Below are 22,296 nucleotides of genomic sequence, written 5' to 3' on the forward strand. Positions count from 1 at the left end.
TTAACAAAAATAGCCGCTCCGGCGGGGGATCCGGCAGCACCGGCTGATAGGAAAACCCCAGGGGATCCTCCCCAAAAGGGATCTGCCAATAAACGACATGATTCCCGATGCACGGTCCACCGGTAACCAGCCGCCCATTATCGGCGATAGAGCCGCTGCTGGCTCTCCGCCGAGTCTAGGGTCTTCTGTAGCCGTCGCGCCAAATCCGCCGGTTGAGAAGTGGCGTAGGCCTCTGCATCCACCGGCGTCACTGTCGACGGCAGTTGCCCATTGAGAAGAGTATGGGCTGGCAGAGGAGCCACCAAGGGATCCGGAGTGGGAGGAGCAGGGATCTCCAAACCGACCTGGGGCTGGGAGCTGCTGGCCTGCAGCAAAATCTCCTCCAGACGTTGCTGCACCAGACGCAGATGGGCAGAGGCAGCGGGAGTGGGCAGGGTGAAAACCGGTTCGTCCCCCACCCGCAACTCCCCTTGGGCAAAGCTCAGGTCGCTCCCAGAAGTGCCGCTCAAGAGAAAAATCGTTGCCCATCTCGCCGCCGCCTGGTTTAGCATCGTTGCTTGCCCTTTGGCGCTCTTGTGCCCCTGAACACCTATCTAGGGTTTTGCCGATCTTTATGCGGGACCTCCCGATCTTAGCCGCTACCCTGGAAACATCCCTTCTGGTCATGGGCTGAGCCACCTTGTCGTCGTTTTGAGGTCGTCATGCGGATCCCGACTTCCACCTATCGCATTCAGTTTCACGCTGGATTTGACTTCGAGGCAGCGCGGCAAATTGTCCCCTACCTGAAGTTGCTGGGCATCAGCGATCTATATGCTTCCCCCATCTTTCAGGCCCGCAAGGGCAGCACCCATGGCTACGACGTCGTGGATCCCAGGCAGATCAACGTGGAGTTAGGGGGGAGTGAAAAGTTTGAACTCTTGTGGGAAACCCTCAACCAGCAGGGAATCGGCTGGATCCAAGACATCGTGCCCAACCACATGGCCTACGACGGCCAAAACCAAATGCTGATGGATGTTTTGGAAAGCGGGCCTAACTCAGACTTTATCGACTACTTTGACGTGAATTGGGATCACTCCTATCTGGGGATCAAGGGCAGAATCCTTGCTCCCTTCCTGGGCGACTTCTACAACAAGTGCCTGGAGTCAGGCCAGATTCAGCTACGCTATGATGCCGACGGCCTGAGCATTAACTACTACAACTTAAGATTTCCTCTCAATATTGACACCTATGCCGATGTTTTTACCTATAACCTGGGCAAGTTGCGGCGGAAACTAGGGCGCAGCCACCCCGACTATGTCAAACTACTCGGGATCCTCTTCAGCCTCAAGTTTATTCCTAGCAAAGAGGATCTCCTAGAGCGCACGGATCAAATTAGCTTTGCCAAGCACTCCCTCTGGGAGCTCTACACCTCTAGCCCGCATATTCAAAGCTTCTTTGACGAGAACATCGCCATCTTCAACGGCAAGCCCGGGGATCCCTCCAGCTTTGACTTGTTGGACAGCCTTTTGGCACGGCAAAACTTTCGCCTCTCCTTTTGGAAGGTGGGTGCTGAGGAGATTAATTATCGTCGTTTTTTTACCATCAACGATCTGATCTCGCTGCGGATGGAAGATCGCGAAGTATTTCGCAAAACGCATCAGCTCATTCTCAAGCTCGCAGAACAGGGGCGCTTCACAGGTTTACGCATCGACCACATCGATGGCCTATTTAACCCAGAGGAGTATCTCCATCGTCTGCGAGAACGCTGTCCAGATCTCTACATTGTGGTAGAAAAAATACTAGAAGCTAATGAGAAGCTACCTCAGCAATGGCCAGTTCAAGGCACAACGGGTTACGACTTTTTAGCTAAGCTTAATGGCATCTTTTGCCAATCGGAGAATGCAGAAGCCTTCAGTGCTCTTTATCAAGATTTCACCAACCTGCAACAGTCACCAGAACAGGTTATCGAAGATAAAAAACGGCTGATTATCGAGCGCAACCTGGCAGGGGACATGGACAACCTTGCTTTTTTGCTCAAGCAGATTACCAGCCATCACCGCTATGCCAATGACTTCACCCTCTACAGCTTGCGCCGAGCCTTGGCAGAGGTTTTGGTGTGTTTCCCAGTTTACCGAGTCTACATCCACGAAGGGATCCTCAGCTCAGAAGGTCAACAGGCCGTCCGCCAAGCTGTAGAGAAAGCTAAGGAGAACCTGCCCATTTTGGTTAACGAGCTGAATTTCCTGCAGCGCTTTCTCTGCCTTGAGTTCCCCGAAAACGTCTCAGAGGAAGAGAAAAACGAGCAAATCTACTTTGCCATGCGGCTGCAACAGTTGGCTGGCCCTCTCATGGCCAAAGGGGTAGAGGATACGGCCTTCTACGTTTACAACAGGCTGCTATCCCTGAACGAAGTAGGTGGGGATCTATATCGTTTTGGCATTTCTGTCCAAGAGTTCCATCGCTTTAACCAAGAACGAGCAGCCCAGTGGCCCTTCTCAATGAATGCTTCCTCCACCCATGACACCAAACGCGGCGAGGATGTGCGGGCCCGCCTGAATGTGCTCTCGGAACTCCCCGCTGAATGGGAGAAGCACATTAAACTCTGGCATGAGTTGAATCTTGGCTACAAAGTTCGCAGCAAGCAAGCGAAGCGTTCGGAGCTGCCCGATCGCAACGACGAGTATTTTCTTTATCAGACTTTGATCGGCTCCTATCCTTTTCAACCAGAGGAAGTTCCTACCTTTATCCAGCGAGTTAAAGACTACGCCATTAAAGCAGTTCGGGAAGCTAAGGTTCATACTGCTTGGCTTCGCCCCGATACCGAATACGAAGAAGCTACCCTTGCTTTCATCGATCAGATCCTGCGGCCCTCAAGCCCCTTCTTGGAGTCTTTCCTGCCCTTTCAGCGCAAAATTGCCCACTTTGGCATCTTTAACTCTCTCTCTCAAACCCTGCTGAAGCTCACCAGCCCTGGGATCCCGGATATCTACCAGGGCACGGAGCTGTGGGATCTCAGCATGGTCGATCCCGACAATCGTCGGCCTGTGGACTTTTCCCGCCGCCTGGCTTACCTCGAAGAAATTCAACGGCGAATCAAGCAGGATCCCCTGCAACTTATCCAAGATCTTCTGCTTCACCGCCACGACGGCCGCATTAAGCTGTTTCTCATCCATCAGGTGCTAAAGGCCCGTCAGGAACAGCCGCAGCTATTTCTGGAAGGCAGTTATATTCCCCTGCAGGTGAGCGGCTCCTATGCCAACCATGTCATTGCTTTTGCCCGTCAGCACGACAAACAAGTCGTCCTGGTGGTGGCGCCCCGCTTCCTAACCTCCCTAATTTACCAGACGCAGGATCCCTTGGGGGACGCTGTTTGGAAAGACACAGAAATTCAGCTGCCGCGCTGGAAGCGGCTGGAGTGGGTCAATGGCCTCACCCAAGAAGGGATCCCTGCCGGCGACACCTTGTCGGTGGGCGCCGTCCTCAAGTCTTTTCCCGTGGCTCTACTGTGGGGGCAATCTCGCTGAGGAACCTAGGGAGCCGCTGCTGCGGCAGGAGTCAGGGCCTGGAAGTTGACAATGCGGGCAAACTCTTGGGGATCGAGGCTGGCCCCTCCCACCAGTACACCGTCAATCTGCGGCTGGGCCATCAGCTCGTCGATGTTGCTGGCTTTGACCGAGCCACCGTAGAGGATGGGCAGGTGGTCGGCGCCCAGATGCTGGCGGATAAGGCCGATGACGCGGTTGGCCTCGGCGGCTGCACAGGTTTTCCCCGTGCCAATGGCCCAGATTGGCTCGTAGGCAATCACGAGGTTGCGCAGATCGATCCCCGGCAAGGCGCGATCCAACTGTCCCACAATCCAAGACTCGGTCAGGCCTTGCTCCCGCTGTTGCAAGCTTTCCCCCACACAGAGGATGGGGGTGAGCCCGTGCCGCTGGGCCGCGGCCAAGCGCCGGTTGACGGTTTCATCGGTTTCGCCAAAGTACTGCCGCCGTTCGCTGTGGCCGACGATAACGTAGCGCACCCCCAGCTCTGCCAGCATGGGGCCGGAGATCTCTCCCGTAAACGCCCCTTGATCCTCCCAGTGCAGGTTCTGGGCTCCCACAGCCATGCCGGATCCCCGCGTTTCTTCTACCACCACGGCCAGGTCTGTGAAGGGCACGCAGAGAATGATCTGCCGCTGCGGCCTCACCCCTGCAGACGAGGCTTGCAGGGCTGGACGAAACTCGCGCAGAAACTGGCGAGCCTCAGCCTGAGTCTTGTGCATTTTCCAGTTGCCGGCAATGAGGATGGGGCGCAAGATGGATCCTCCCTAAGCGACACAACGATGTAGTCAACCGCTGGGATCCCGAGCCTGGGGGATCCCGAGCTTTTTTCGTATGTCACAGTGTATCAGCAAGAGGTTTCAGAAGAGGGCGAGGGAGGTTGTTGACACCGCTCCTCCAAGCTGGCCGCAAGGGCAGCTAGGCAGTCTTGGAGGGGGGATCCCTGCTCTAGGTGCCGGACGGCAACGGCATAGGCTTCGGGGTGGGCTTGCAACAAGGCCCGGCTCTGGCGCAGAAAGCGGTTGATGTAGGCCCTCATTTGAGCCGCAGAGGTCAAGGGCTGGGCTGCTGAGATCCCTGCCAGCAGCTTGGCCAACTGTTGTCTATCCTCCTCATCTCCCACCACTTGGCCATATTGGAGAGACTCCGCGGCAGCCCCTGCCATCCAAAACAGGCTGTAGCGCTCTAGATCTGCCCAGGGGATGCCCCCCTGGGCTTCCCAGGTGCGCATGGGGGCTTGATCCAGCTGCACTCCCCCGTAGCCGGGGATCCCGTGTCGGAAAGCCTGCCAGGGGCCCAGCACGTAGCCGCGCAAGGGGATCCCTAGCAGGTGGGCCACCACAATGTGTCCTGCCTCGTGGCAGATGACCCGCCGCCGATAGGCTGGAGAAGCCCAATCCAGCAGCGCGCCCAGCAACCCCGAGAGCCGCCCCCCAAAGGCCACCTGCTCGACAATCACCAAGCCCACCATCCCAGCCAAAGGCAGAGCCAACCGCGGCCCCAGGGCTGCCGACACCACCAAGGCCGCCACGATCCAAGCTGCGCGGGTGATTCCAGCCTCTGACATAAGGTTTCTATGCCTTCGCCTCCGGTCCTAGCTCGAGCGCCAGCAGCTCGTCGGCCAACTCCAAAAACGCCTCCCGATCCAGATAGGAAACATCTCCCACCCACTCCCCTAGCTTGACCACGTAGACTTCGCTCAAGGTCGGTCGGCGCCGCAGATCGCGGGAATAGGCCTTCACCAGCGCCAGCACCGATTGCTTTTTAACAATTCGCCGGTAGCGGGGATCGTCCCTGGCCCGCACTCGGTAGAGAACTCCTGTTTCATCGCCAATTTCCATCTCAAACTGGCGCTCGCGCACTTCTTCAATATAGAGTTGCCCCTCTTCATCCACCTTTTCCCGCTCTTCCACCACCACCTCGTAGCGGCGGGTGCTCAACACCTGGCCAAAAAAGAGCCCTCCGTAAGGGATCTCGCGAAAGGCTAGCTGCCGGCGGGAGATGGTGTAGAGGGGCCCCCAGAGGAAAGGGTAGAGCAACGAGAGAAACCCCGCCAGAAAGGAGACTGCCCCCAAGAAGGATCCCTCGCCAAAAGCGCGAGACAGCACCAGCAGCGCTACGCCCACCAAAATAGCTGTAATGATCCGGCCTACGCTCTTGAGGGCATCGCTCCAGTAAGCTGCGTACTGGAGCCGCGTCGGCACCAGCGGGATCACCGCCTCGCACTCTTCTGGGGTAAGCTCCAACAACATGCACTGAGATCCTCAAAACAGCCAACTCCGCCCCTTTACCCGCTGAGGGTGGGCCAGACCCCATCTTAGTAGAATGAGGCAGGGAAGCTCTGCTACCCTTGCTGCTCCTTCTAAGTGCTGCCCATGGTGCCCGGATCCCAGTTTGCTTCGACCGTCAGACAGCAGGTGGCCCAGTTGGACGAGGGATCCCGACGGGACAAGGCGTGGCTAGGAGATGCGGTGCTGAGCCTCTTTGCCCGCCAGTGGCTGCTCGGCCCGCCACCCGACTGGCAGGTGCCTTCCCCTCCCGGCTGCGATCTTAGCCGCGCGGAACTCTTCACCTGGCTCACCTCCAACCAATTTTTGTCGGCTCTGCGGGATCCCACCCAGGTGGAGGCAGAAATCGGCCTTATCTACGAAAGAGAAGGCCTCCCGGCAGCCTTTGCCTACATTCAGGAACAGCTCCTGCCTCTGTTTGTTAGACAGGTACACAACCGTGCCAAAACCCTGTGCAGCAAGCGGCGCTAGAGCCTTGAACTCCGGAGCAGCAAGAGGCTTCCCCCTAGCTGGCTCTCCTGGCCAGGATTTTCACCCCCCTCACCCCCTGGGAGAAGGGGCCCTTACTCCCACAGCCGCCGGATGGGAGAGCGGTGCAAAAGGCGGTGGGTTTCGGCCAACAACTCCGGGATCGGCAGGTGCTGCGGACAACGGGGCAGGCAGTCGCCGCACTCGCTGCAGCGGTCGGCAGGCACCCCTGGGAACCAGTGCCCTGCCTGGCCGAACATGTTGTAGCGATATTGGGCAAACTCGGTCATCTCGTGGGCAAGAGCCAAGTTGCGCAGCCGCAGCACCTCTGGGATGTGGATCCCTTCGGGACAGGGCAGGCAGGCGTAGCACTGGGCACAGCGGCTGGAGCCCAGGCGTTCCTGCTCCGCTTGATGCAGCCGCTCCTGTACCTGCAGGCCCTCCGTCCACCAGCGCTCGGGATCCTGCAGGGCCGCCAGGGCCGTCTGCAGCTCGTCGGGATGGGTAATGCCCAGGCTGAGGGTGTGGATGCGGGGATCCGCCAGCAAAAATCGATAGGCAAACTCCAGGGGGCTAAAGGGCGCACAGCTCTCCCGGAGACGCTGGGGCGGGCGATAGAGCATCCCCCCTTTGTCGGCAGGGGAGATGATGAACACCCCCATATCCTGCTGGGCTGCCGCCTCCAGGGCCGCGGCATTGCGCTGCTGGAAAAAGTGGTAGTGCAAATTCACAAAGTCAAACTGGCCCCTCTGGATGGCCTGCAGGATTAGCTCCAGGGATCCATGAGTGGAAAAGCCGATGTAGCGCACCAAGCCCTCCTGCTGCGCCTGCCGCAGCAGCGGCAAGCCCTCCTGCAGCACCCACTCCAGGTGTTCGGGCAGGTTGATGCCGTGGAAGGCAAACTGATCCAAATACTCCACCTGTAGCCGCTGCAGGGATCCCTCCAGCCGTTCCCGCAGCCTCTCGCCAGGCGTGAGCTTGGTGGTCAGGATCAAGCGCTGCCGCGGCACCGCCAGCTTCTGCAGGATCTCCCCCAAGAGCACCTCGGCCTGGCCATAGGCCTGCGCCGTTTCGATGTGGTTGATCCCTGCTTCTAGCGCCGCTGCCACCGTGGCCTGGGCCTGCTCCGGCGGCACATGGACTAGGCGCATGCTGCCCAGGGAGAAAGCCGACATAAGCTGCTGTGTGCGCCCAAAGCGGCGGTAGAGCATCTTCCTCGGCTACCCCAAGGCCTCCCTGAAAAACGCCACCGCCTCCGCCAGCACCTCCAGGAAGCGATCCACCTCGGCCAAGGTGTTGTAGAGGTAAACGCTGGCCCGCGCCGTCGATTGCACCTGCAAGTGGCGATGCAGCGGCTGGGTGCAGTGGTGGCCGGCCCGGATGGCGATCCCCTGCTCATCCAGCAGGGTGGACAGGTCGTGGGGGTGGATGCCCTCCGCCGAAAAGCTGACCAGCCCCGCCCGCCGCGTCGGGTCCTTGGGGCCATAGATTGTAATGCCTGGAATGCGCTGAAGCCCTTCTAGGAGGCGAGCGGTTAACTTTTGCTCATGGGCATGCACGCGCTCCAGACCGATCTGGCTTAGGTAATCGACGGCTGCCCCCAGACCCACCGCTTGGGCAATGGCCGGCGTGCCCGCCTCAAACTTGTGGGGGATATCGGCGTAGGTGGCGTGATCCCAGTACACCTCGGCAATCATCTCGCCCCCGCCCAAAAAGGGCGGCATGGCCCGCAGCAGCTCCCGCTTGCCGTAGAGCACCCCGATCCCCGTGGGGCCGCCCATCTTGTGCCCAGAAAAGGCCAGCCAATCGCAGTCTAGGGCCTGCACATCCACCGGCATGTGGGGCACGCTCTGACAGGCATCCAGCAACACCTTGGCCCCACAGCGATGGGCTAACTCAACCACCTCCCGGACAGGGTTGATGGATCCCAGCATGTTGGAGACGTGAGTTACAGCCACTAGGCGGGTGCGGTCGCCCAGCAAAGAGCGGTAGTGCTCCAAATCCAGCTCGCCCTCGGGCGTGATCTGGATAAACTTGAGGCAGGCCCCCGTCTTTTGAGCCACGAATTGCCAGGGGATCAAGTTGCTGTGGTGCTCCATCACCGACAGAATAATCTCATCCCCCCGCTCTAGGGTGCTCATGCCCCAACTGTAGGCCACCAGGTTAATGGCCTCGCTGGCGTTGCGGGTGTAGATGATCTCTTGCGGGGAAGGCGCGTTGATAAAGCGGGCAATCTTCTCCCGCGCCCCCTCGTAGGCCTCCGTGGCTTCGTTGCCCAAGGTATGCACTCCCCGGTGCACGTTGGCGTTGCTGTGCCGATAGTAGAAATCCATTGCCTGCAAAACCGCCAGCGGCTTCTGGGAAGTGGCCGCATTGTCAAAATAGATGAGCGGCTGGCCGTTGACTTGGCGCTGCAAAATTGGAAAATCCGACCGCACCTGGGCAGCTAAGTCGGCAGCAGCGTCAAAAGCCTGGTCCAGCTTGGGGGAAGAAAGAGAGGATACCGCCATAGTCTGCGCAGAAGCCTACCTCCCTCAGTATGGCATCGCTCTGGGCACCCCTCGGCAAACTCCTTCCCTCTCGCCAGGGATCCCTACCTCCCCTCGCCAGTCGGAAAAGTTGTCAAGAACTGTAATTTTATGTTAAGTTTGTTTACGTACAGTTATGAGGCATTACCTATGCAATCCTCTCCTAGGATCCCTTCTCGCCTGGACTCCGCTTCTGTGGCCCAATACTACGACACCACCAACGACTGGATCCCGGGCTGGACGGAGCAGGCGGAGCGTTGGAATGGCCGCCTGGCTATGGTGGGTTTGGTGATCAGCGTTGCCACAGAGGCGCTGGTGGGTCACAGTGTTTTTGCCACCACTCTCGCTCAGTGGCTGGGACTGCGATAGTTGAGAACATCTGAGTTTTACGCAAGCATCAGGTCGGGCGTTCTGTCTGGGGGCTGCCCGATCGGCTCGCTACCCAGGCTATTGACTGTTTCACTGAACCCAACAGGCCGATGATCCTCGACAACCCTTTCTTTCCTTACATTGCCGTTATGGTGAGCGGGCTGGTGGCTGCTGTTGCCCTCGGTTCGATGGCTTTCTTCAACTCCAAGCGTCCTGCGGGCTGGGAGGGTGCTGCTCGTCCGCGATACGTGCCTCAGTATGGGCAAGAGGGCGAGGCTCCGCCCGAGTGGGAAATTGGGTGGACGGAAAAGGCCGAGCGCTGGAACGGGCGATTGGCCATGCTGGGGTTTGCCATTAGCATTGCGGTGGAAGCCCTGGTAGGTCACAGCGTGCTGGCCTCCGTCCTGGGGCTGCGCTGAGCTGGCTTCGACAGTGGATAGGCGGATCTGGCTAGCTTTCTTGGGCCGATTTGTCGGGATATCCCGAGAAGCCTAGGTTCTCGTCTGTCAAGCGCTGGGTTGGGGTCTTCGCTTCCCTGCATTTGAACGCGAGACAGTATCCGTCTCCCCAAGATTGCCAACAACGAAATCGAGATTCTACCCCAGCGCTCCGCTTTTCTTTAATTTGAGGATCTGGGCCACCACCCCTAAGGTCTCTTCGTAAAGATAGTCGGGGCCAGGCCGCTGCAACTCGGCAGCTAGCAGCGTTTCCAAGGACTCCTGCTCCAGGGGAGCCACCTGGCGAACCACGCACCTCTGGGCACCTCCCATGGCTTCCATGCGCATGCACCCTGTGGTTTCTGAACAGAGCACGGTGCAGGCGTCGGCTTCCTGGTTGCTGGAGGTGAGGCGCAAGCCGATGAGATCTCCCGCCTGGCTCATCTCCGAGACCAGGGGCACGGCAGCCAATTCTGCCCTCACCTCGCCTCCCGCTTGGGTTTGGAAGCGGATGCGGTCGATCTCGTAGTCGTGTTCCCAAGTCTGGGCCCGCTCGGTGGGCGTCCACCCCAGCCGGCTGGCCAGCCAGCCCAAGAAAAGGAGGGCCTGGCAGGGGTTGCCAGCTCTGTAGTCAATGGTTACTTGATCTATCCAGGACAGAGACTCTCGCCGATCTGGGGGGTCGAAGGCTTGGGCGGTGAGTTCCTGCCAGGGCAGCAGCCGTCGCCAGTTGAGATCCCCGCAGTGGTGCCCCTCGCTGATGAGGAGATGAATTTCCTGCAGGTCTTCTTCTGGGTTGACAAAGCCCCGCGAGTCGACGATGACGCGGTTGCTCAGGGCTACCAGCTTTTGAAACAACAAGCTATTCAAGTCTAAGTTCCCTTGCCACCACAGGAACGTGGGCAGGTTGGGGATCAACAGCGAGGCGACAGTGCTGCAAGCGCGCACAAAAGCCGATTCCGGCGCTTTCAGGGTGATGTACTCACAACACACCAGCGAGCTGCGCTGCTCGCGGGTCACCGGGCAATAGGCCGCCACCTGGGCCTCGATGGCGTCGTCTGTGGCTCCCTCCCGTTTGGCCCTTAGGTCGATGACGCGGCAGGGGTTCTGGGTGGCAATGGCTTCGACGGTGGGGGAAGGCAGCAGCAGGGCATCGTCTAGCGACTCATACACCACCAGGGTAAAGGTGGCAGCCCGGGCGGCAACGCTCTCTCCCTTGGAGGACCAGATCTTGTTCAGCTCCTGCTCAATGTCCTCGATGGAGACATCTTTTGGGGTTTGTAAAGGCAGGACGGCGGCAGGTTGGTCCATAGTCTCCTCCTGGAGTAGCCTCTTGCTCGATTCTAGGCAGACAGGCCGGCTGCACAGGAGGGGTTTAAGGTAAGGTACAGATTGGTCAAACCTCTCTTCAGGTTGCCTCTTCTATACTCTCAGGCCGGGCGCGGCTGGATGCTTAGCTCCAAGGGTCGGCCAGGATCCCCCACAAGCACTAGACTGCGGCCATTGGCTTGCAGATGCCGCACAATCCAGTACAGGGTCTCGATGCGCTCTGGGCAGCCCAGTTTTTCCGCCAACTGGGGCAAGGTCAGGGATCCCTTTTGCTCTCGCATCACCTCCAGCACCTGGCGCTGGAGCTGCAGGACGGCGCTGGCCGCTTTCTTGCCTGCTTCCACCCCCGGCTGGTGGTAGGCGTTGACCTGGATTAAAGAGGCGTAGAGGCCCACTGCCCGTTCGTAGAGGGCAATCAGGGCCCCCACGGAGCGGGCGTCCACCCGCGGCAGCGTTATGGTGACGGAGTCGCGCCCGTTTTCGTAGAGGGCTTGGCGGGTGCCCTGCAGCAGGCCATCCAGATAGTCGCCGCTGGTTACCTCGGGCTCTACGAAGGGGGAAGGGATCCCCGGCTCGCGATCCTGGAGCACCTCGATGAAGGTGACGAAGAAGTTGTTGAGGCCGTCCCGCAACTGCTGCACGTAGGCGTGCTGATCGGTGGTGCCCTTGTTGCCGTAGACGGTTAGGCCCTGCTCCACGCGGTTGCCCTGCAGGTCGTGGGACTTGCCTAGAGATTCCATCACCAACTGCTGCAGGTAGCGGCTAAACAGCGCCAGGCGGTCTTTGTAGGGTAAAACCACCATATCCTTGCGCCCTCGCCCCTCGCCGACGATGTACCAGGCCATGGCCAAGAGGGCGGCAGGATTGCGCTCCAGATGGGGTACGCGGGTGGCTTTGTCCATGGTGGCAGCTCCGGCCAGCAAAGCCCGGATGTCGATCCCCTGCAACGCTGCCGGCAGCAGGCCCACCGCGGAAGTTTCCGAGGTGCGCCCCCCCACCCAGTCGAAGATGGGAAAAACGGCTAGCCACCCCTCCTGCCGCGCCTGCTGCTCCAATTGGCTGCCGGGGCCGGTGATGGCCACTGCATGGGCAGAAAAGGGGATCCCTGCCTTCCGGTAAGCCAGCTCCACTTCCACCAAGGCGTTGCGCGGCTCGGGCGTGTTGCCGGATTTGGAGGTGACAACCACCAGGGTTTGTCCCAGTTTGCCGGCCAGCCGTCCCAGCACCCGGTCAAACCCGTCCGGATCCGTGTTGTCGATGAAGTGAATGTTCAAGGGCGGCTGCAGCGGAGCCAGGGCCTCCGCCACAAATTGTGGCCCCAGAGCCGAGCCGCCAATGCCAATCCAGAGCAGCTCGGTGAAACGCCCTCCCCCACTGGCTGGGATCGTGCCGCAGTGGATCTTCTTGGCAAAGCTCTCCACCTGTTCGAGGCAGTCTTGAATTGCCTGCCGAATTTCGGCGCTAGGAGCCAGCTCCGGCGCCCGCAGCCAGTAGTGGCCCACCTGGCGGCCTTCGTCGGGATTGGCAATGGCCCCGGCTTCTAGGGCCTGCATCTCGGCAAAGGCGCGGGCAAAGGCAGGCCGCAGCGCTTCCACCTGAGCGGAAGTAAAACGGATGCGGCTGATATCAACAAAAATTTCCAGCTCGGGATGGTAGTAGAGCCAATCGCAGTAGCGCTGCCAAAGTTGAAGGCTGTCCATGGGATCCCTTCTGCCAAGGCCGTAACCAGCTTACCAAAAACGCCCTCCAGCTCCTGGACGGGCCAGCGGGTGAAGTCGCCAACAGCGCCCAGATCCGTCGCGCACTTGAAGGGAACGGGTCGGCTTTTGTTCCCCAGATGGCAAGGCTAGAATCCAGAGCAACTGTAGCTTGATCCCGGCCCCTTATGAACTCGGATCGGCAATGGATGGAACGGTGCCTGTCCTTGGCCCGCTCCACACCGCAGCGCCCCTCCCCTAACCCGCGGGTAGCTTGCGTTATTGTCCGGGGGGATCAGGTGGTGGGGGAAGGCGTTCATCCGGGAGCCGGCCAGCCCCATGCCGAGGTGTTGGCTTTGCAACAGGCGGGATCCCTGGCCAAGGGCGCTACCCTCTACGTCAACCTCGAGCCCTGCAACCACTACGGGCGCACCCCTCCCTGTACCGAGGCCATCCTGGCTGCCGGGATCCGGCGGGTGGTGGTGGGAATGCAGGATCCCAATCCCCTGGTGGCCGGCAAAGGGATCCGCCGCCTGCAGGAGGCAGGGGTTGAGGTGACGGTGGGGGTGCTGGAGCAGGAATGTCAGGAGCTCAACGAAGGCTTTGCCTTCGCCATTGTGCAGAAACGGTGTTTTGGCCTGCTCAAATACGCCATGACCCTAGACGGCAAGAGCGCCGCCGCCACCGGCCACAGCCGCTGGATCAGCAATCCGCTGGCGCGAGAGTGGGTTCACCGCCAGCGGGCCTGGCACGATGCAGTCATCGTGGGCTCCGGCACCGTCTGGCACGATAACCCCCACCTTACCTGCCGCCTGCCGGATTTTCACGGATCCCAGCCCCTGCGAGTGGTTCTCAGCCGCTCTCTGAATCTGCCCCCGCTGGCCCACCTGTGGCGAGCGGAGGAGGCGCCAACTTTGGTGATTACCGAGGCCACTGAAGCCCATCCCCTCTGGGGATCCCTGGCCAAGCAAGGGGTGGAGCTGCTGCACCTGGATCAAGTAACCCCGGCTCAAGCGGCGCAGGTTCTCTTTGAGCGAGGCTGTCTGAGTGCCCTCTGGGAATGCGGCGGCACCTTGGCCTGGGCAGCCCTTAAAGATGGGGCCATCCAGAAGGTGGCCGCCTTCATCGCTCCCAAGATCTTGGGCGGGGCCGACGCGCCAACCCCCGTAGCAGGAGAAGGGATCCCGGATGTGAACCAAAGCTGGCAACTGTTGGAGCCGCAACTGCAGACTGTGGGGGATAACTGGTTGATAACCGGGAAGATCCTCCCTTCTGGCGCCGACGACTCCGGTGAATGATTTGTTCTCGATGACTCTCAATTGTCATCCGAGAGAGTTTTAGGTTTTTGAACGAACAAAATCATATCTGCTTAAGGTAAACGAGTATACTGCTCAGAAAGAATGTGGCGTTTCTGAAAAACAGGGATCGAAACTGAGCTAGCCTGTGATAGGCTACTGGTGCCCTCTAGAGCTTGCGGTTCAAAGGAATATAGCCCACAGAAAAAACCTTACCTGAGTAAGGTTTCAGCTCGTGTGACGATACGGGTTTTGCCCAAGCAGGCTGTAACTGCCATTTTGCCAAAAGCCACCCGGATCATTGAGCTCCTCTGGGGTGAGCCTTGAGAAAGCGACAACAAAGGGCTGTCCTTCTTGTCCAGTCTCCTTTCGTTGCCTGCCCGGCGAGCTGATTGAGAACTTTCCCCTCTCATTTCCCAGTACAAATCTTGGTAGGGAGGATCATCATGTTGAACCTTTTTGCCGGCCTGCTCTTTGCCTCGGCTCACCTCAGCCCTTCAGGAAATGTCCTCATTGAAGGAGATGTGGGGGAGTGGGCTTTTGCCGATCGCCAAGTTACTGAGACAGCTACATTGACTGTTCTCATACGGCCCGAGGCGAGCTTGGCCTCTTGGAGAGAAATGCTCTCGGTCATGAACGTTCAGGTACCAAAATTGCCCCGCTTCCTGGCAAACAATATGCGGAATAATCTCCTAGAGTACTGCCCCCAAACAACGTGGGAGTTTCACCGGGAAAGCGAAGAGGATGTCCTCTACGAGTTCCGTAGCGCCGGCTGTCGTGGGCAGGTTGCCGGGATCCAAGAGCATGAAATTGGCCGCATCACCCAAGGCCCAGACGGCCCTGTGCGCATTGCCTACGCCGCCAAGCCAGAGATGACACCCGAAATGCGGAGCCGCTGGCTGAACTTGCTGGGCAGCGAGGTGGGGACGGCTCGGGGCTTTCCCATCCAAAACCTTACCGGGGCCGCCCGAAAGCCTTCTTCCCCAGCTCCAGAGCAGCCGATCGCCCACTGGCTACAGGAAGCAACCGAGGCCCTGAAGCGGCAGGAAGATTTGCTGGCCGAGCTGGATCGCCTCGCTCAGGAAGCGCAAGCCAATGCCCGCGCCTATAGCCAGAAAGCCCCAAACGAGGCGGGGACAAGGGTGATCAGCCTGCACCGAGGTCGGGGAGACGGCAGCCCTGGCGAGGCCACAACCGAGTTTAAGACCACCGACACCTTGATCTGGGCCATCTTGCCGGTGGGCAGCCTCCCTGCCAACGCCCAGGTGGAGATGCTCTGGTACTACGAGGGCGGAGAAGCCGGGAGCGAGCAACTGATCCGCAAGTTTGATTTTCCCTGGGATCCCCTAGCCGACACGGTGCGAGGCTTTCTCAGCTTCAGCCAACCCTACACCGGGCGCTACCGCGTCGAGGTTCATGTCAACGGCGAGAAGATAGGAGTTGGCCGCTTTACAATTCGGTAGCCTTAGCTTGGCTCCCGCTTCCAACTCTTTTCTCTCGGAGGGAGACCGGCCTCTCTCTTAGAAGACTTACAGACAACAATTTTTAACTATAAATCCAGACTTTCCGGCAGGGCAATGTCCATCGCCATCTGCCTGTTTTTCGCGCTGTGAAGACCGTTGTGCTGAGAGCGAAAAGATAGCTCGACATTCTCTAGCGAGTTCTGATCACAGCTCTAGCTTTGAGGTTGTAGATAAAGCTGGTGCGGTACTGCAACAGCAAATTGCGCAGGTAAAGGGGCAAGTTGCGCTGGTAGAGTAGGCGAGTTCTGCGGTAGATCAGTTTGCGGCGACGGTTGATCGCCCGGCTGCGCTGCTGCAAAGGAGCCTGCAGAGAACGCTGAAGTGCCAGGGATCCAGCCGCGCCGGCCAGCCTCCGCCGTACCATACCCCACCTCTCAAGCAGCAGTTAGCTCAAGTGTAAGGGATCCCCCTGCGAGCAGCCGCTGGCGGGTCGATGTATTTTGGTATCCTGCAGACAATTGGCCTGAGGAGCTAGGAGCTGCCCGGAAGCTTTCTCCTTTGCCAGATCTTGCAACAGTTGCCGGCGCTTCCCCCGAAGGGCGACAGGTGTAGGCCGCTTGAACGCCCAGCAATCTTTGCCAGCGGGATCCCTTTGGGGCCTGTAGCTTAGACAAGGCCGGCAAGGCCCCAGGGGGCCGCGCCCGCCGCTACCCCGCCGACAAGTTGCTGGCTGCAGAAGACAGAGAACTCTTTACGCTTTAACCAGGTTTTGTCAATAGCAGTTGAGCGACAGGTTCGTTACAATAGATTACAGCTTAGATTACGATATGTTGATTATCCTTGCCATTGTGATCCTACTGGGGTTCTGGGCGCTGCGCTTAATGGAACAGGCGTTTCAGCGGCAGGAGTTCTCGCGCATGTTGGCGGGAACGCTGGTGGCCGTAGCTGCCGGTGGTGTTTTAACCTGTTACTTCCTGATGAGCGATATTCTACAGATGCTGTTTCCTCTGCAGGCTCAGTCTCCCCACTCACAGGAGCTCCTCTCCGACCTAAGCTGGCTCGACTAAGCCAGTTGTGCTGCCAGCCAGGCTTGAATACTCCGGATCATTCGTTGGTTAGGAGCCAGTAAGTTTTGATAAAAAAACTGCGCGAAAGCATCGATGGGACTGAACTCCCCCCCGACCCGGAAAGGATAGCTGAAACCCAGCGGGGTTAAGTGATCCCCCTCCAGGCGTTGCCATTCGGTGTAGCCTCCGTACTTGCGGCGAAGCTGTTGATAGAGCAGCGGAATATCGTCAATATCATCCTGCTGAAACTCTACAAGCAGGTTGTTTCTAACCGGATACTGCTCCTCGATAAGGCGATTGGTTTCTGCCGGAGAAGGCTCAAACTCCAACCACAGATTCACTGGCGGTGACGAGGATCCCATCCACATCCGCCACAGAGTGCTCAGTTGCTGTTGCGGCCACGCCTGGGCCAAGGCCTGCAGCACCGGCAGCGCCCGTTCCAGTCCCGCATTGCTGTAGGCCAAGAAAATATTGCCGCGCCGCTGGGATCCCAAAGAAGGAAGGGCTAGGCAGGAGAGGATCTGCAGCTTACCGCCAAGGCTGTGGCCCAAGCCAAAGAGGGGCAACCCCATCAAACCTTTGCTCTGCAGGCTTCTATGCAAAGATTGCGCTGCTTTAAAAGCCAGTTGCGCGTGATCGATATCGGTGGTGTAGGGGGTAGCCACAACGGCCATGCCCATACGGGCCAATTCTTCCAGCAGGCGGCTGTAGAAAAATTGTGGGGCGGATCCCACAAAAGCTCCGCCCAGAAAGTGGATCACGGCACGGGGTTGGGGAGGCAGAAGAAACCAAGTCTGTCCATCCGTTTGCCAAGTCAATGTCATGGTGCTACAACCTCACCTGCGATTTGACTGGGATTTCCCACAAAACCCGCTAGCCGACAGGATCCCACTTCATCCTAATGGAGTACCAACAGACTAGTGGATCGCCCCCCGGAATCCTAGACCAAGCAACTCACTCGTGGCGCGACTGGCCCCAAAGTCGCCAAAACTGCAGCAGCTATCGGGTGAACCCATCACTCGCACCCCCTTCGCAAAAGATTGGGAAAGGCGAACCGGACAAGCCTCCCTGGGGAGCTCCCAAGCCTCGGCGAGGCCCCGTGAAAGTACCCTTGGCAGTTTCCCTTAGCATGGGCGGCCCTAGATCTTGGCCAAAATACGTGATCCTCAGGATGGCTACGTCAAGTATTTCTTGCATTCTAGGTTTATGAGCTCAGATAACAAATTCTCCGCTGAGATTGCCATCAGATTGTGAGGTTGTAATGAGCATTCGCGAGATTATCGACGAGGTCTTACGATCCTCGACCCTGACGCTGCAGCAGGAGTTTTCTATTAACAAAATCCTTCGGGAAAAAGACTACAACCTATCTGACCTGGAAGCTTTAGACGAGCTGGTAGAGGCAATTCTTCGCCAGGAGGTGAAAGCTGCTCCAGACTCTTGCAAAAGCCCCAGCGACACCCAAAGATGGCAAGGCGAGATTTCAGATGAGATCCGTATTGCTTAGGTGACCAGCTCTCGATTGGAGGATTTTTTCGAGCAATTGCTGCACCTGACTTTAGTCAGAGTAAGCTTCTAGCCTTTGTAGGATCTCTTGGATTAAATGCTCGTCGGGGCCGCTGAGCTCTGGGTGGAGGGTCGCCTGGTTGAGGTAGTGCCTCAGATCCTGACAGGCCTGCTGCCAACGCCCCAACTGGTAACAGAGCAAGCCCCGATCCCTCAGGTGGGGCAAGGACTCTGGGATCAATAACAAGATGCGCTCCACCGCTGCCAAGGCAAGCTCTAGCTGGGCGCGGCTCAAGTAAATCTGCTTAAGATTGTTGAGCAGCCGCACCAAGATTAGGCGAGGAGGGGTGGGGCGGAGGTGATGATCTTGTAAAGGGATCCTGGGCCCGTAGATCTGTGCCAAACGCTCTTGGCAGTCCTCGGGAAACAAAATTTCTCCCTGATGAAAGGGATCCACAAAAATCTCCGCGTCTGCAAACAGGGGCCGCACCAGAAAGTGGCCGGGCATGCCTACCCCTGCCATGGGAAAATCGATCCGCCGCGCCAGCTCTAGATAGATCAGAGAAAGAGTGATCGGGATCCCGGTGCGCCGATCGATCACCTCGTTTAAAAAGCTGTTGCGCGGGTCATAATAGTCTTCGCTGTTGCCACAAAAGCCCAGATCTTCAAAGAGATAGCGATTTAAAATCCGGATGACGCGCAGGGGGTAGCGCTCGGGAGGAAGACGCTCTTGCACTTCTGCGGCCATCTCATCCAAAGCGGCCAAATACTCTTCTACATCCAAGTCGGGATAGGCTTCTTGGGCGATCCAGAGGGCCGCTCGGCCCAGATCGATGGGATCCGCTTGAATTTCTTGGAGGAAGCGTTGGCGGGCAGCAGGAATGCTCATGGGAGGCTGGAGTGTTTGTCAACCATCTCGGCTAGAACAGCAGCGTGCAGAAGCTGGTCAACAGCAGCGTCAATGCCGTCAGAAGCAGGCTAAAGCTCCACAGCCCCACGGCGGCAAACAGGAGGAGCCCGATGACCCAGATGAGCAGAGCATTCCAGTAGGGCCGGTTGGGGGCCTTGGAAACGTTGATTTTTTGGAAGAAGGGCAGCAGGATAAACGCCACATCCAGCAGCAGCCGCGGCAGCCGCAAATCCTGGGGCAACGGCCGATCCCGCACTGCCAAGTAGAGCAGCCCCCAGCTCAACAGGAGCGGGAGCAGCAACAGGTAATTGGATTCGGCCAGCAGCGGTCGATCCACGACTAGCGGAAACAGAGGGCTGATCCCCCAGCCCAGATAGAGGTAAAAGTCGAACTTCAACAGCGGCTGCAACAGAGGGGGCAGGCCGAGGCGCTGAATGTGTTGTTGAATCCTACTCCCCTGAGCTCCGGATCTCTGGCCCCCAGATCCGCCTGTTTGAGGGGTTTGCCCTGCCGGGGTTGCCCGCCAACCGCAGTGGTCGCAGTAGGGGGACTTGTAGCGATAGGCCGGGATCGGCTTGCCACAGGCCGGGCAGCGCTGGATCGGACGAGGTTGAGAACTGGAGGCCATGACCACCCGTGATGCTCCTGCTCTAGCATGCCCCAATTGCGTTCAGTTGATTCCCAGGACAAAAGATAACGTGATACAGGCTGCCCCCAAGGCTGCTCCGGCGATCACCTGGACGGGCGTATGGCCCAGCAACTCCCTCAAGTAGGGCTCCTGGAAGCGATCTGCACCCTTCTCCTCAAACCATTCTTCCATGAGGCGGTTCAGCACCCGCGCCTGCTTGCCGGCAGCCTGACGGATCCCGGCGGCATCGTACATCACCACCAGCGCAAAGACCATCGTTGCCGCAAACAGCAGGCTGTCCCAGCCTTCCTCCAGCCCCACCCCCACCGACAAAGCCGTTACCAGCGCTGCGTGAGAGCTGGGCATCCCCCCTGTCTCCACCAAAACCCGCAGGTTGAGCTTGCCCGAACGCACATAGGCCAGGATCAGCTTGATGGCCTGGGCCAAGACACTGGCCAGCAGAGCAACCCAGAGAACGTGGTTGGCCATCAACTGCTGCAGCATAGGGCTCTCCGGCACCAGAACGCGACCAGGGTCTCCGACAGGGTGGACAGGGATCCCATCTACCTTCTTGTCCTCTTGTCTCAATGCTGGCGGCGGGTGATGAAATCGGCCAGAGCCAACAGGGGCTCGGCCTGGGATCCGTAGGGGCGCAACGCCTCCTTGGCCGATTGGATCAGTTCCTCAGCTTTCTGCCGGGAAGCCTCTAGGCCCAACAAGCTGGGGTAGGTGGCTTTGGCGGCAGCTTGATCCTTGCCTGCCGTTTTGCCCAGTTGCTCGCTGGTGGCAGTAACATCCAAAATGTCGTCCACGATCTGAAAAGCCAGGCCGATGTCCCGAGCGTAGTGGCTCAGCCGCGCCAGCAGCTCCTCATCGGCCCCTGCCAGGATCCCTCCCGAAACCACCGAGGCCTCCAGCAGAGCACCCGTCTTGTGGCTGTGGATGTACTCCAAAGTTTCTAGGGAAATGGCTTTGCCTTCGGACTCCAGATCCACCACCTGGCCCCCTACCAAGCCGGTTGCCGCCACAGCATGGCCAATGCGGGCAATGACTTGCAGCACCAACTGCGGCGGCACCCCCCGCGTTTGGCTGGCGATATGCTCAAAGGCATAGGCCAGCAGGGCATCTCCTGCCAAAATGGCGATATCCTCGCCGAATACCTTGTGATTGGTGGGCTTGCCGCGGCGAAAATCGTCGTTGTCCATCGCCGGCAGATCGTCGTGGATCAGCGACATGGTGTGGATCATCTCCAGGGCGCAGGCGGTGGGCATGGCCTGCTCCACAGAGCCGCCGGCCAACTCACAGGCCGCCAGACAGAGGATCGGCCTCAGGCGTTTCCCCCCCGCCAGCAGGCTGTAGCGCATCGCCTCGTAAATGCGCTCCGGATAGGCGGGAACCAATGCCGCAGAAAGCGCCTCTTCCACCTGTTGCTGGCGTTGGCTCAAGTAGGTGTCCAGGTTGAAGGTTTGGGCAACCAAGGGAGGGCTCCTCTCAACTCAGCAACGGCGGGAATGGGTTCTACAACAGGCCTGCAAGCTGACATTATCTCATGTCCACTCTAGGTCGGGATCCGCCTTCCTCAGCCGGTGAAAGCAAGTTGCAACCCCTAAGGAAAGGGTCAAGAGGAAGGGCCGCGAGCTTGCGCTAGCCGTCCCCCCAATGTCAGGATGCATTGAGGATCTTGAACCGGCTTGGTCTTTCCATGTCCCACTCACCTGCTCAGCTCAGCGCTTCTCCTTCCTCCGTCGGCGATGGCGACCGTCTGCTGCGGGCGGCCCGCGGGGAAGTGGTAGATCGTCCCCCCGTTTGGATGATGCGCCAGGCGGGTCGCTACATGGCGGCCTACCGCGAGCTGCAGAGCAAATACACCTTCAAGCAGCGCTGCGAGATCCCGGAGCTGGCGATTGAGATCTCGCTGCAGCCGTTTCGCGCCTTTGCCCCCGACGGCGTCATTATGTTCAGCGACATCCTCACCCCCCTCGAGGGCATGGGGATCCCCTTTGAGTTGGTGGAGCAGCAGGGGCCGATCATCGACCCGCCGATCCGCTCCCAGGCCCAAGTTGAGCAAATCCGACTGCTAGAGCCGGAAGAAAGCCTGCCCTTTATCAAGACCATCCTCAGCACTCTGCGCCGCGAGGTGGAAGGGAAGGCGACGCTGCTGGGCTTTGTCGGCTCCCCTTGGACCTTGGCCTGCTACGCCGTGGAGGGCCGCAGCTCCAAAGATTATGCCCATATCAAGAGCCTGGCCTTCACTCAGCCGCAGGTGTTGCATCAGTTGCTGAGTAAGCTGGCGGATAGCATTGCCCGCTACGTGATCTACCAGATCGAGTGCGGCGCCCAGGTGGTGCAGCTCTTCGACACCTGGGCCGGCCAGCTCAGCCCCGGCGACTACGAAACCTGGGCCTTGCCCTACCAAAAGCAAATTGTGGATCAGGTGAAAGCTCGGTGCCCGCAGGTGCCGCTCATTCTCTACATCAACGGCAGCGCTGCTTTGTTGGAGCGGGTGGGCAAAGCTGGCATCGATGTGTTCAGCCTCGATTGGATGAGCGATATGGCCGAGGCCAGGGCCCGCCTGGGATCCCTGGCGGTGCAGGGCAATCTCGACCCGATGGTGTTGCTGGGATCCCCGGAATTCATCCGGCAGCGCACCCTGGAGGTGATTCAAAAGGCGGGATCTCGCGGCCACATCATGAACCTGGGCCACGGCGTGCACCACACCACTCCGGAGGCCAATGTCCATCACTTTTTCGAGACGGTGCGCCAGGCGGCAGAGCTGCTCAAAGCTCTCTAGCC

23 protein-coding genes are annotated in these 22,296 nt (G+C 59.1%); 9 read left to right on the forward strand and 14 right to left on the reverse strand.

Annotated features, from left to right (window positions below; translation table 11 throughout):
• Positions 1-137: 137 nt before the first annotated feature.
• A complete protein-coding gene (locus tag NW855_RS07070; RefSeq protein WP_099812491.1) occupies positions 138-551 on the reverse strand; it encodes a hypothetical protein in 414 nt (137 codons plus the stop codon).
• Between the two features lie 150 nt (positions 552-701).
• On the opposite strand from NW855_RS07070, the gene treY reads away from it, so the two are divergent.
• Complete coding sequence (gene treY / locus NW855_RS07075) at positions 702-3,503, forward strand: malto-oligosyltrehalose synthase (RefSeq protein WP_099812492.1); 2,802 nt, start codon at positions 702-704, stop codon at positions 3,501-3,503.
• Positions 3,504-3,508: 5 nt separating this feature from the next.
• On the opposite strand, the gene tpiA is transcribed toward treY, so the two are convergent.
• The 3 genes from tpiA to NW855_RS07090 form a co-directional block, all read right to left on the reverse strand.
• On the reverse strand, positions 3,509-4,276 hold the full coding sequence (gene tpiA / locus NW855_RS07080; RefSeq protein ID WP_011429306.1) for a triose-phosphate isomerase: 768 nt from the start codon (positions 4,274-4,276) through the stop codon (positions 3,509-3,511).
• A 92-nt stretch (positions 4,277-4,368) separates the two neighbouring features.
• Positions 4,369-5,088 (reverse strand): hypothetical protein, encoded by a 720-nt coding sequence (locus NW855_RS07085; RefSeq protein WP_099812493.1) that lies wholly within the window; start codon positions 5,086-5,088, stop codon positions 4,369-4,371.
• A gap of 7 nt (positions 5,089-5,095) precedes the next feature.
• Complete coding sequence (locus NW855_RS07090; RefSeq protein ID WP_011429302.1) at positions 5,096-5,773, reverse strand: hypothetical protein; 678 nt, start codon at positions 5,771-5,773, stop codon at positions 5,096-5,098.
• A 123-nt stretch (positions 5,774-5,896) separates the two neighbouring features.
• Between NW855_RS07090 and NW855_RS07095 the strand changes: the two genes are divergently transcribed.
• Positions 5,897-6,280: a hypothetical protein gene (locus tag NW855_RS07095; protein ID WP_414508632.1), complete on the forward strand. Its 384-nt coding sequence runs from the start codon at positions 5,897-5,899 to the stop codon at positions 6,278-6,280.
• Positions 6,281-6,372: 92 nt separating this feature from the next.
• Here the strand turns inward: NW855_RS07095 and NW855_RS07100 are convergent, their stop codons facing one another.
• Together NW855_RS07100 and NW855_RS07105 are read right to left on the reverse strand one after the other, a co-directional pair.
• Positions 6,373-7,488 (reverse strand): aldo/keto reductase, encoded by a 1,116-nt coding sequence (locus NW855_RS07100; RefSeq protein WP_099812494.1) that lies wholly within the window; start codon positions 7,486-7,488, stop codon positions 6,373-6,375.
• A 9-nt stretch (positions 7,489-7,497) separates the two neighbouring features.
• The gene (locus NW855_RS07105; protein WP_011429299.1) at positions 7,498-8,787 is read right to left on the reverse strand and encodes a cysteine desulfurase; all 1,290 of its coding nucleotides are present in this window, start codon (positions 8,785-8,787) and stop codon (positions 7,498-7,500) included.
• Positions 8,788-8,955: 168 nt separating this feature from the next.
• On the opposite strand from NW855_RS07105, the gene NW855_RS07110 reads away from it, so the two are divergent.
• Both NW855_RS07110 and psb35 read left to right on the forward strand, forming a co-directional pair.
• Positions 8,956-9,174 carry a hypothetical protein gene (locus NW855_RS07110; protein ID WP_011429298.1) on the forward strand — a complete coding sequence of 73 codons (219 nt, stop codon included), beginning with the start codon at positions 8,956-8,958 and terminating at the stop codon, positions 9,172-9,174.
• Positions 9,175-9,284: 110 nt separating this feature from the next.
• Complete coding sequence (gene psb35, locus NW855_RS07115; protein ID WP_099812496.1) at positions 9,285-9,593, forward strand: photosystem II assembly protein Psb35; 309 nt, start codon at positions 9,285-9,287, stop codon at positions 9,591-9,593.
• Positions 9,594-9,770: 177 nt separating this feature from the next.
• Here the strand turns inward: psb35 and NW855_RS07120 are convergent, their stop codons facing one another.
• The gene (locus NW855_RS07120) at positions 9,771-10,922 is read right to left on the reverse strand and encodes a glucose-6-phosphate dehydrogenase assembly protein OpcA (protein WP_414390249.1); all 1,152 of its coding nucleotides are present in this window, start codon (positions 10,920-10,922) and stop codon (positions 9,771-9,773) included.
• A 119-nt stretch (positions 10,923-11,041) separates the two neighbouring features.
• Positions 11,042-12,640, reverse strand: coding sequence for a glucose-6-phosphate isomerase (locus NW855_RS07125; protein ID WP_099812498.1), 1,599 nt, complete (start codon positions 12,638-12,640; stop codon positions 11,042-11,044).
• Positions 12,641-12,825: 185 nt separating this feature from the next.
• Here NW855_RS07125 and ribD point away from each other — a divergent pair, with 185 nt between their 5' ends.
• Together ribD and NW855_RS07135 are read left to right on the forward strand one after the other, a co-directional pair.
• Positions 12,826-13,935, forward strand: coding sequence for a bifunctional diaminohydroxyphosphoribosylaminopyrimidine deaminase/5-amino-6-(5-phosphoribosylamino)uracil reductase RibD (gene ribD / locus NW855_RS07130; protein WP_099812499.1), 1,110 nt, complete (start codon positions 12,826-12,828; stop codon positions 13,933-13,935).
• A 443-nt stretch (positions 13,936-14,378) separates the two neighbouring features.
• Positions 14,379-15,395, forward strand: coding sequence for a hypothetical protein (locus NW855_RS07135; RefSeq protein ID WP_414402274.1), 1,017 nt, complete (start codon positions 14,379-14,381; stop codon positions 15,393-15,395).
• Between the two features lie 190 nt (positions 15,396-15,585).
• Here the strand turns inward: NW855_RS07135 and NW855_RS07140 are convergent, their stop codons facing one another.
• Positions 15,586-15,819: a hypothetical protein gene (locus NW855_RS07140; protein ID WP_011429292.1), complete on the reverse strand. Its 234-nt coding sequence runs from the start codon at positions 15,817-15,819 to the stop codon at positions 15,586-15,588.
• Between the two features lie 403 nt (positions 15,820-16,222).
• On the opposite strand from NW855_RS07140, the gene NW855_RS07145 reads away from it, so the two are divergent.
• Positions 16,223-16,462, forward strand: a complete 240-nt coding sequence (locus tag NW855_RS07145) for a hypothetical protein (protein WP_011429291.1) — start codon at positions 16,223-16,225, stop codon at positions 16,460-16,462.
• On the opposite strand, the gene NW855_RS07150 is transcribed toward NW855_RS07145, so the two are convergent.
• On the reverse strand, positions 16,459-17,286 hold the full coding sequence (locus tag NW855_RS07150; RefSeq protein WP_011429290.1) for a DUF1350 family protein: 828 nt from the start codon (positions 17,284-17,286) through the stop codon (positions 16,459-16,461). The genes NW855_RS07145 and NW855_RS07150 overlap by 4 nt on opposite strands.
• Before the next feature lie 437 nt (positions 17,287-17,723).
• Here NW855_RS07150 and NW855_RS07155 point away from each other — a divergent pair, with 437 nt between their 5' ends.
• Complete coding sequence (locus tag NW855_RS07155; RefSeq protein WP_414508628.1) at positions 17,724-17,966, forward strand: hypothetical protein; 243 nt, start codon at positions 17,724-17,726, stop codon at positions 17,964-17,966.
• Positions 17,967-18,017: 51 nt separating this feature from the next.
• On the opposite strand, the gene NW855_RS07160 is transcribed toward NW855_RS07155, so the two are convergent.
• The 4 genes from NW855_RS07160 to crtE form a co-directional block, all read right to left on the reverse strand.
• Positions 18,018-18,854: a SirB1 family protein gene (locus NW855_RS07160; protein WP_099812501.1), complete on the reverse strand. Its 837-nt coding sequence runs from the start codon at positions 18,852-18,854 to the stop codon at positions 18,018-18,020.
• 31 nt (positions 18,855-18,885) lie between these two features.
• Positions 18,886-19,503, reverse strand: coding sequence for a hypothetical protein (locus NW855_RS07165; RefSeq protein WP_011429287.1), 618 nt, complete (start codon positions 19,501-19,503; stop codon positions 18,886-18,888).
• A gap of 42 nt (positions 19,504-19,545) precedes the next feature.
• On the reverse strand, positions 19,546-20,007 hold the full coding sequence (locus NW855_RS07170) for a divergent PAP2 family protein (RefSeq protein ID WP_041438070.1): 462 nt from the start codon (positions 20,005-20,007) through the stop codon (positions 19,546-19,548).
• An 80-nt stretch (positions 20,008-20,087) separates the two neighbouring features.
• On the reverse strand, positions 20,088-20,981 hold the full coding sequence (gene crtE / locus NW855_RS07175; protein ID WP_011429285.1) for a geranylgeranyl diphosphate synthase CrtE: 894 nt from the start codon (positions 20,979-20,981) through the stop codon (positions 20,088-20,090).
• 224 nt (positions 20,982-21,205) lie between these two features.
• Here crtE and hemE point away from each other — a divergent pair, with 224 nt between their 5' ends.
• On the forward strand, positions 21,206-22,294 hold the full coding sequence (hemE, locus tag NW855_RS07180) for a uroporphyrinogen decarboxylase (protein ID WP_099812502.1): 1,089 nt from the start codon (positions 21,206-21,208) through the stop codon (positions 22,292-22,294).
• Positions 22,295-22,296: the final 2 nt, after the last annotated feature.

This window comes from Synechococcus sp. RC10B2, assembly GCF_047502635.1.